7 protein-coding genes are annotated in these 9,354 nt (G+C 70.4%); 5 read left to right on the forward strand and 2 right to left on the reverse strand.

Going from position 1 to position 9,354, the window contains the following annotated elements:
* Positions 1-104 precede the first annotated feature (104 nt).
* The 4 genes from purF to Q1K57_RS05080 all read left to right on the forward strand — a co-directional run bounded on the left by purF (position 105) and on the right by Q1K57_RS05080 (position 3,955).
* On the forward strand, positions 105-1,571 hold the full coding sequence (purF, locus tag Q1K57_RS05065) for an amidophosphoribosyltransferase (protein ID WP_300079685.1): 1,467 nt from the start codon (positions 105-107) through the stop codon (positions 1,569-1,571).
* Positions 1,564-2,619 (forward strand): phosphoribosylformylglycinamidine cyclo-ligase, encoded by a 1,056-nt coding sequence (purM, locus tag Q1K57_RS05070; protein ID WP_300079688.1) that lies wholly within the window; start codon positions 1,564-1,566, stop codon positions 2,617-2,619. The genes purF and purM overlap by 8 nt, the downstream gene beginning before the upstream one ends.
* A 132-nt stretch (positions 2,620-2,751) precedes the next feature.
* The gene (locus Q1K57_RS05075) at positions 2,752-2,985 is read left to right on the forward strand and encodes a DUF3073 domain-containing protein (RefSeq protein ID WP_300079691.1); all 234 of its coding nucleotides are present in this window, start codon (positions 2,752-2,754) and stop codon (positions 2,983-2,985) included.
* Positions 2,951-3,955: an alpha/beta hydrolase gene (locus Q1K57_RS05080; protein ID WP_300079693.1), complete on the forward strand. Its 1,005-nt coding sequence runs from the start codon at positions 2,951-2,953 to the stop codon at positions 3,953-3,955. Before Q1K57_RS05075 ends, Q1K57_RS05080 begins: the two co-directional genes overlap by 35 nt.
* A 43-nt stretch (positions 3,956-3,998) precedes the next feature.
* On the opposite strand, the gene Q1K57_RS05085 is transcribed toward Q1K57_RS05080, so the two are convergent.
* Together Q1K57_RS05085 and Q1K57_RS05090 are read right to left on the reverse strand one after the other, a co-directional pair.
* The gene (locus Q1K57_RS05085; RefSeq protein ID WP_300079695.1) at positions 3,999-4,574 is read right to left on the reverse strand and encodes a GNAT family protein; all 576 of its coding nucleotides are present in this window, start codon (positions 4,572-4,574) and stop codon (positions 3,999-4,001) included.
* Positions 4,571-6,976: an alpha-amylase family glycosyl hydrolase gene (locus Q1K57_RS05090; protein ID WP_300079697.1), complete on the reverse strand. Its 2,406-nt coding sequence runs from the start codon at positions 6,974-6,976 to the stop codon at positions 4,571-4,573. The genes Q1K57_RS05085 and Q1K57_RS05090 overlap by 4 nt, the downstream gene beginning before the upstream one ends.
* A 153-nt stretch (positions 6,977-7,129) precedes the next feature.
* Here Q1K57_RS05090 and Q1K57_RS05095 point away from each other — a divergent pair, with 153 nt between their 5' ends.
* Entirely contained in the window at positions 7,130-9,295 is a 2,166-nt protein-coding gene (locus tag Q1K57_RS05095; RefSeq protein WP_300079699.1) for an NPCBM/NEW2 domain-containing protein, read from the forward strand.
* Positions 9,296-9,354 lie beyond the last annotated feature (59 nt).

Below are 9,354 nucleotides of genomic sequence, written 5' to 3' on the forward strand. Positions count from 1 at the left end.
AACGGACCTCATCCGATCGGAGGAGGCGGCGTCGGGCGTCGGCAACGGGACGGGCGGGGTGAGCGGCGTACGCCGGCGGCGTCCGGGTTGCGTAGACTCACGCCGTGACCACCTGCGAGGCGTCCACGCGCGACCCGCTCGACGACCCCAAGCCCAACGAGGAGTGCGGAGTCTTCGGCGTCTGGGCGCCGGGGGAGGAGGTGGCGAAGCTCACCTACTACGGCCTCTACGCGCTCCAGCACCGCGGCCAGGAGTCTGCGGGCATGGCGGTCAGCAACGGCGAGCGCATCATGGTGTTCAAGGACATGGGCCTCGTCAGCCAGGTGTTCGACGAGCCGACCCTGAACTCCCTCATCGGCCACCTCGCCATCGGCCACGACCGCTACTCGACCACGGGGGCGTCCGTCTGGAAGAATGCCCAGCCCACCTACCGCGCGACCCCGCACGGCGGCCTGGCCCTCGGCCACAACGGCAACCTCACGAACACCGAGGAACTGCAGGCGTGGCTCCACGAGCGCGACTCCAGCGCGAAGGTCGCCGTCAAGGATTCCCTCGACTCCACCAACGACACCTGGCTCGTCACCGCCCTGCTGGCGAGCTTCGAGTGCTCCATCTGGGACGCCGCCCTCGAGGTCCTGCCCCGCCTGCAGGGCGCGTTCTGCTTCACCTTCATGGACTCCCAGGCCCTCTACGCCGCCCGCGACCCCCAAGGTGTGCGCCCCCTCGTGCTCGGACGCCTCGAGCGCGGCTGGGTCGTCGCCTCCGAGACGGCGGCGCTCGACATCGTGGGCGCCACGTTCATCCGCGAGGTCGAGCCGGGCGAACTCATCGCCATCGACTCCGGCGGTCTGCGCAGCGCCCGCTTCGCCGAGCCGAAACCCAAGGGCTGCATCTTCGAATACGTCTACCTGGCCCGCCCGGACACCCTCATCGCGAACCGGCGCGTCCACTCGGTGCGCGTGGAGATCGGCCGCACGCTGGCCATGGAGGCCCCCGTGGACGCCGACGTCGTCATCCCCACGCCCGAATCGGGCATCCCGAGCGCGGTGGGCTACGCCGAGGCGTCCGGCATCCCCTACGGCGTGGGCCTGGTGAAGAACTCCTACGTGGGCCGCACGTTCATCCAGCCCAGCCAGACGATCCGCCAGCTGGGCATCCGGCTCAAGCTCAACCCCATCCGCGACGTCATCGAGGGCAAACGGCTCGTCGTCGTCGACGACTCGATCGTCCGCGGGAACACCCAGCGGGCGCTCGTGAGGATGCTGCGCGAGGCCGGCGCCGCCGAGGTGCACGTGCGCATCAGCAGCCCGCCCGTCGAATGGCCCTGCTTCTACGGCATCGACTTCGCCACGCGCGCCGAACTCATCGCGCCCGGCATGAGCGTCGACGAGATCTGCCGCTCCATCGGTGCCGACACCCTGGCCTACATCAGCCTCGAGGGCCTCGTCGCGTCCACCGGCATCTCGAAGAAGCGTTTGTGCCGCGCCTGCTTCGACGGCCAGTACCCCATTCCCGTTCCCGCCCGCGCCGCCGAGGAGATGCGGCTGAACCTGGAGGTCGTCGATGAGTGAATCCGCCTACGCGCGCGCCGGCGTGGACATCGAGGCGGGGGACAGAGCGGTCGAACTCATGAAGGCCCACGTGAAGAAGACGCACCGGCCCGAGGTGCTCGGCGGGCTGGGCGGGTTCGCGGGGTTCTTCGACGCCAGCGCGTTCAAGGCCTACGACCACCCCGTCCTCGCCTCGTCCACCGACGGCGTCGGCACGAAGGTCGCGATCGCCCAGGCGCTCGACAAGCACGACACCATCGGCTTCGATCTCATCGGCATGCTCGTCGACGACCTGGTCGTCGTCGGTGCGGAACCCCTCTTCGTCACCGACTACATCGCCTGCGGCAAGGTCGTTCCCGAGCGCATCGCCGAGATCGTCCAGGGCATCGCGGCGGCCTGCGAGGTTGCCGGCGCGGCGCTGCTGGGCGGAGAGACCGCCGAGCACCCCGGCCTGCTCGGCCCCGACGAGTACGACATCGCCGGCGCCACCACGGGCGTGGTCGAGAAGAGCCGGATCCTCGGCCCCGACCGGGTCCGACCCGGCGACGCTGTGATCGCCCTTGCCTCGTCCGGCCTGCACTCGAACGGCTACAGCCTCGTCCGGCACGTGCTGCTGACCGAGGCCGGCTGGGACATCACGCGGCACGTCGACGAGCTCGGCACCACGCTCGGCGAGGCGCTGCTCACGCCCACGAAGGTCTATGCGCGCGACATCCTCGCCCTGGTCGACGCCGCCGAGGTGCACGCGATCAGCCACATCACGGGCGGTGGTTTGGCCAACAACCTCGTCCGGGTGCTGCCCGACGGCGTCCGTGCCACGCTCGACCGCTCCACGTGGACGCCGCCGCCGATCTTCACGCTCGTCCAACAGGTGGGCGACGTGTCCACCCCGGACATCGAGGCCACGCTCAACATGGGGGTCGGCATGGCGCTGGTCGCGCCGGCGGCGTCCGCGGACGTGCTCATGGGCATCGCGCGGCAGCGCGGCATCGACGCGTGGGTGCTCGGCGAGGTGGCAGCGACGGAGGGTGCGGCGTCCGTTTCGCTGGTCGGACAGCACTCCCACTGACTGGACGTGTAGTTCGCCGTCCGGACGCCGCCCGGTGGCTTTGTCGCGCCCCCCAACTCGGGTAACATCAGCGTCACGACAGACTGACTCACACGCGGCTAGACCGCCAGAACGCTAAGGGGGTCGACCCGTATGGGGCGCGGCCGTGCAAAGGCGAAGCAGACCAAGGTCGCTCGCGATCTCAAGTACCGTACCGTTTCCACCGACTTCAGCTCGCTGGAGCGTGAGCTCCGCAGCGGTTCCCCGGCACCGTGGAGTGCCGCCGAGGAGGAGTCCGAGGAGTATGACGACTACGAAGACCCTTACGCGGTAGAGGAAGACGACGACGAGGGTGACGACTACCCAGCCACCGGCGCCGGCCACTGACGAGCACTGGCGGCCCGACACCCTCCTGACGGGGTTCGAGTGTCGTGAGTTGCCCCTGGCCGACATCCCCGAGACGGGCGAGGCCGACTATCCGCTCGTTGCGACGCTGGTGCGCCGCTCCGACCCGGAGTTGCGCACCGGACGAAGGGCGTGGCTGTACGTCCACGGCTGGAACGACTACTTCTTCCAGGTCCACCTCGCGGAGGCCGTCGAGGCGCTCGGCTACGCGTTCTACGCGATCGACCTGCGCCGGTACGGCCGCAGCTACCGCGAGGGCATGTTCTTCGGCTACATCTCCGATCTGGGCCACTACGCCGAGGAGCTGGACGCCGCCGCGGCGGTCATCCAGGCAGAGCACGACGGCCTGGTGCTGATGGGGCACTCGACGGGCGGCCTCACCGCGGCGCTCTGGGCGGGGGACCGGCCGGGGCTGCTGGACGGCCTCGTGCTCAACTCGCCGTGGCTCGACCTGCAGGGGTCGCCGGCGCTGGCCGCCGTCGTCCGGCCGTTGCTGCAGCAGTTGAGCCGCAGCCGGGCGACCGCGCCGCTGCCCATCCGCGACGACGAGGAACGCATCTACGCCCGCGCCACCCACACCAACTTCGGGGGCGAGTGGACCTACGACGTGGCGCTCAAGTCCGACCTGCCGCGGCCGCTGCGCATCGGCTGGATGCGGGCCATCCTGGCGGGGCACCAGCGGGTCGCGAAGGGGCTCGGGATCGCGTGCCCCGTCTTCGTCGCGACCAGCGCGAAGACCGTGTGGCTGCGCCGCTACGCCGAGTCGGCGCGGGAGAACGACACCGTGCTGGACATCGACAAGATCGCCGCGGCCGCCACACACCTCGGCCGGCACCTGACGCTCGTCCGCATCCCCGGCGCAGTGCACGACATCATGCTGTCGCGCACCGATGTCCGCGACGACTTCATGGGTGAGGTGGCCCGCTGGGCGAAGGCGTACCTGCCCGATTGAGGGCGTTAGGCCAAGCTTACCCGACCATTTTTCCGCGGCACGCTCACCGGCCGCCGGCGCGCAGCTCGAGGAGGGGATCGGATCCGGGCCAGGGGTCTGAGGCAAGGCGGCCATAGGTCAGGACGTCCACGCGTTCGGAACCGACCAGGAACTTGGCGCGCTCGGTTCCCTCCTGGATGAAGCCGGCGGCGCGGGCCACGCCGGCCGAGCCGGGGTTGTTGGCCCGATGCCCCAACTCCAGACGGAAGAGGCCACCTTCGGTCAACGCCCAGTTCGCGACGGCTGTTGCCGCCCGCGCTGTCACGCCGCGACGGCGGGACGAGGCGTGCATCCAGTACCAGAACCAGCCCACCCGGTTCTCCTGATCGACGTTGATCGCCACGAGACCGCGGAGTCTGTCGCCGGCGTCGACGATCGCCCACGCCGCGACAGCGTCGTTGGTCACGAGTCGGTCGACGTACTGTTCGGCTGCGGCCAGATCGGGCACGGTGCCCTGCCGGATCATCTCGGGGTCCGATCCGAACGCCTCCAGCACCGCGGGCGCATCGCTGCCGCGCAGCCGCCGCACGGAGAACGCGCCCGCCGCACCGTCCTCGGGAGGAGAAGACGCCTGGCTCACCCGACCGTTCCCCAACTGGACGCCGCCGCGTAGGTCCCCGCCGGGTCGTGGACCACGGCCCGGTACTCCACGATCGTGCCGGCCGGCAGGCTCGCCGTGCGGTGGTGGACGGTGAACGGGGCGTTGTCGTCGGTGCCGAGGCTGGTCCAGTCGGTGGCGCCGAGCGGCCGCGCCCAGAAGCTCACCTGCACGAAACCCGTGCCCTCGACCGACGCGCTGAGTTCCTGCCGGCGCTCGAGTGACGCCCCGTCGGGCAGGTCGAGGGTGATCGTGGCCGGCTCCCCGGCCTCAGGCATGGGCGCGGAGGCCCGGTACACGACCGCCGAGAGCGCCGGCACGCTCACGCTCACCTGGCCGTCGTCGGCAGCGGTGACGGCGGCGTCCGTGCCGTACACCGGCTCGAAGGCGAGACGGGGGCTGGCGGTGACGAACGTCAACTCCTGTGTGCGTTGGGAGTTGTTCAGCGCCACGACGTACTCGACGCCGGTGCGCGGGTCGATGCGCGAGAACGCCAGGATGCCCGACGAGGCCGCCCCGTGCCGCGGCACCATGGCCCCATCGGCCAGGGCCGGGTGCTGCTCGCGCAGCTGGGCCAGCTCGGCGATGTGGGTGTACAGCGGGTGGGTGGTGTCGTAGCGGTCCCGTGCCCCCGGTGCCGCCCCGATCACCTCCTGCTCGGCGTACGCCGGCACCCGGGTGGCGAACAGGTCCTGGCGGGCGGCCTTGTCGCCGCCCGCACCCATGAAGCCCTGCTCGTCGCCGTAGTACACCACCGGGTTCCCGCGGGAGAGATACATGAGGTCGTACGCCAGCCGCGTCCGGCCCAGCAGTTCGTCGCCGCTGGCCGAGCCGCGCAGGAACGTGCCGATGCGGCCCATGTCGTGGTTCCCGAGGAAGGTGGGCAGCTGGTAGGCGTTGCTGTCGCCGTCGGTGTAGAAGTCGTCGCCCGCCCAGAAGTCCGCCATGTCGCGCGGGGGGCGTCCGCTGGCGAAGTTCACCGCCGCCGCCTGGAAGCCGAAGTCGAGGGTGGCCTGCAGGCCACCCTCGGTGGTGTAGGTGCTCATCACCGCCGGGTCGGCGTCGTAGACCTCGCCGAAGGCGAAGAAGTCGTCGTTGCCCGCGGACGCCGCCGCCTGCGCCATCCGTGGCGCGAACTGCTGCCAGAACTCGAGGTTGACGTGCTTGACCGTGTCGATGCGGAACCCGTCGATCCCGAAATCCACCCAGGTGGCGTAGATGTCGCCCATGCCGTCGACGACGTCCTGGCGCTCGGTGAACAGGTCGTCGAGGCCGAAGAAGTCGCCGTACGTGCTCGACTCGCCGGTGAACGTCGAGTTGCCGCGGTTGTGGTACATCGTCGGGTCGTTCAGCCACGCGGGTGCTTTGACGCTCTCGTCGCCGGGGTTGGGGAAGGTGGGCGTGTAGGGGAACGAGGTGGCGGCGTCCAGTGCGGGGAAGGGCTGGCCCAGGTAGTCGCGGTCGTCGAACACGTTGCCGGCGGCGTCGGTGTAGGGCGTGATGGTCTTGCCGACGTAGGCGTTGCGGCCCTCGGCGCGGGCGATCACGTCGGCGGTGTGGTTGGTGATGATGTCGAAGAAGACCTTCATACCGCGGGCGTGGGCGGCCTCGACGAGCTCTTTCATCTCGGCGTTGGTGCCGAGGTGGGGGTCGATCTGGGTGAAGTCGGTGATCCAGTACCCGTGGTAGCCGGCCGACGCGTCGGCGCCCTCGCCCTGGACCGGCTTGTTCTTGAACGACGGGGTCAGCCAGATCGCGGTGGTGCCGAGACCCTTGATGTAGTCGAGTTGGTTGATGACGCCACGCAGGTCGCCGCCGTGGTAGAAGCCCTCGTCGGTGGGGTCGAAGCCCGTGGCCAGGCGGTCACCGGTCAGGCCGCCGGTGTCGTTGCCGGGGTCGCCGTTGGCGAACCGGTCGGTCATCACGAAGTAGAAGCGCTCGCGGGTGAGGGCGGCACGCCGGGAGTCCTGGGCGAGCCCCTCGACGCTGGGCTGGGTGGTGGTCTCGAGCGTCGCGGGGGCCGCGGTGACCACGTGGGAGGCCGGGTCGAAGGTGAACCGGACGGAGGCGTCGCCGGGCAGGCTCAGCGGAATCGGCGGCCCGCCCGCGGCGCCGCCCTGGCCCCACGCCTCGGCGTGGTTGCTGCCCGAGGTGACCGTGAACGTGTGCTCCCCGGCCGGGATCGTGGCCTCCAGCGTGTAGGCGCCCGCGGCGTCCTTGGTGAAGCCCGCGGCGCGACAGCCCGCGTCCCACGCCGCGCCGCAGCCGAGGGCGTCCGAGAACGAGCTGGTGAGCACGTAGTCGGGCGCGGGCTGCAGCAGCGAGCAGGACGCCGTGGTGGCCAGCAGCGCCGCGGACAGTCCCGTTGCCAGCGCGCGTCTCATGCCCTGCACCCTCTCAGATGCCCCCGCGGGGTGCCAGTCACCGCGCCAGCCGGGCCGTCCAACCGTCCATGTGTGGCGTCGGTTGCTGCATGGAGTTGGGCGTCACGAGGTGTTTAGCGTGGTGGCTCCGGATCAAGGACGATCGGAGGAACCATGTCAGCTCCACCTGCCCGCGCTCGGCGACCGCTCGCCCGGCGCTGGCTCGCCACCCTGTGCGCCCTCGTGTTGGCGCTCACGCTGGTGCCCACCCAGGGCGCCCGCGCCTCGACGGTCGACCCGTCGCTCGCACCCACGCCCTACCAGGGCTGGAACACCTACTACGGCCTCGGCGTCGACTTCACCGAGGCGGAGATCATCGAGATGGCCCAGGCCATGATCGACCGCGGCCTTCTCGCGGCGGGCTACGACATCGTCTGGCTCGACGGCGGCTGGGCCGCCCCCGGCCGGGACGCCGACGGCAACCTCATCCCCGACCCCGAGCAGTTCCCGAACGGGCTGAAGCACCTCACGGACACGCTCCACGCCATGGGCTTCCGGGCGGGTATCTACACCGACGCCGGCCCCATGCTGCCGACCAACAAGACGTGCACCATCGGGTCGGGCGGCGGCTACCAGCAGCAGGACGCCGACCAGTTCGCCCGGTGGGGCTTCGACGCGGTGAAGGTCGACTTCCTCTGCGGCTGGGAGAACAAGCTCGACCCCGAGACCGAGTTCCGGAAGATGGCCGAGGCCATCCGGAACAACTCCGAGGGGCGTCCGATGGTCTTCAACCTGTGCAACCCGGTCACCTCGCCGTACTGGGGTGAGTACCCCGAGCACATGCAGTCCATCGGCTCGTGGGCCTATGCGCCCGAGATCGCCGAGTCGTGGCGCACCTACACCGACGTCGGCTGGGTGGGGAAGATCCAGTTCGCCGACGTGCTCCGCAACTACGACGCCAACGCGCGGCATCCCGAGGTGGCGGGCCCCGGCCATTGGAACGACCCCGACTACCTGGGGCCGCAGTTGGGCATGACCGACACGGAGTTCCGGACGCAGTTCACGCTGTGGACCGTGGCGGCCGCCCCGCTCATGATCGCCTCCGACGTGCGGACGTTGTCCGACACCTCGCTCACGATCCTCACCGACGCCGATGTGCTGGCCGTCAACCAGGATCCGCTGGGCGACCAGGCCGTGCGCGTCTCGCCGGCCGGCGACCAGGAGGTCTGGGTGAAGGACCTCGCCGACGGCTCCAAGGCGGTCGTGCTGCTCAACCGCTCGGCGACGCCGGCGATGGTGTCGACCACGGTCTCAGAGATCGGCCTCAAGGGTGCGCGGGTGACCGTGCGCGACCTGTGGACCAAGCAGGCCACCGAGGCCAACAAGACCATCCGTGAGACGGTCGAGGGCCACGGCGCCGTGCTGTTGCGCGTCAGCCGGGCCACCGGCCAGCCGGGGCCGTCCCGCGTGATCATCGGCCTGCCCCAGATCACCACCGTCGACGGCCAAACGCTGCCCGTGGCGAGCGCCGAGGCGCTCACGGCGGCCGGCACGGTGCTCGAGGTCAGCGTCCCCGTCAGCAACGACGGCACCCGGCCGGCGAACGACGTCCGTCTCGACGTCGACCTGCCGGACGGCTGGCAGGTCAGCGGTGACACGGTGATCGGACGCCTCGCGCCCCACGCGACGCGGACGGCCGTGCTCACCATCACCGTCCCGGAGGACGCGGCGCTGGGCACCTACCAGCTGCGGATCACGCCCACCGTCGCGGGCGCACCGGCGGCGTCCGGGGTCGTCACCGTGCAGGTGGCACCCACGCCGCCCGAGGGCACCGTCAACCTCGCCCACCACCCGTGGGTGATCGCGACGAGCGGGTGGATGCAGCCGACCATCGACCGCTCGGTCGGCGGCTGGACCCCGCTGATCATCAACGGGGTCACCTACGCCACCGGCATCGGCGTGGCCTCACCGTCGGACATCCGGTGGTACACCGGCGGCCAGTGCACCCGGCTGACGGGCGGCGCCGGCGTCGACGACGCGGTGAAGTTCAACCCCCAGGGCGGCACGGTGACGTTCCACGTCATCGGCGACGGCCGGGTGCTGTACGAGACCGACGTGGTGCGTCGCGACCAGCTCATCACCTTCGACGTCGACCTCACCGGGGTGCGCGACCTGCACCCGCAGGACGAACAGACGCACTGCACAGCGGACCACGGTCGGCTCCTCGGAATTGGGGGCGTCAGCCAGAAGAGACACGTACAGGGTAGGCCCATCAACGAGAACGCCGCGCGAGACTGGGTGCGAGCCAACACTGACCGTCAGTCGCTCATCGCGGCATGACCGGCCGAGGCATGATGGCCGTGTGACTGGGCCGAGGCAGACGCGACAGGGTGCTGAGC

This window comes from Propioniciclava sp. (genome assembly GCF_029977985.1).
Classification (GTDB): Bacteria; Actinomycetota; Actinomycetes; order Propionibacteriales; family Propionibacteriaceae; genus Propioniciclava.

Coding starts and splice junctions, on each gene's coding strand:
- Q1K57_RS05095 (WP_300079699.1), top strand. CDS start 7,130: ATGTCAGCTCCACCTGCCCGCGCTCGGCGACCGCTCGCCCGGCGCTGG.
- purM (WP_300079688.1), top strand. CDS start 1,564: ATGAGTGAATCCGCCTACGCGCGCGCCGGCGTGGACATCGAGGCGGGG.
- Q1K57_RS05090 (WP_300079697.1), bottom strand. CDS start 6,976: ATGAGACGCGCGCTGGCAACGGGACTGTCCGCGGCGCTGCTGGCCACC.
- Q1K57_RS05075 (WP_300079691.1), top strand. CDS start 2,752: ATGGGGCGCGGCCGTGCAAAGGCGAAGCAGACCAAGGTCGCTCGCGAT.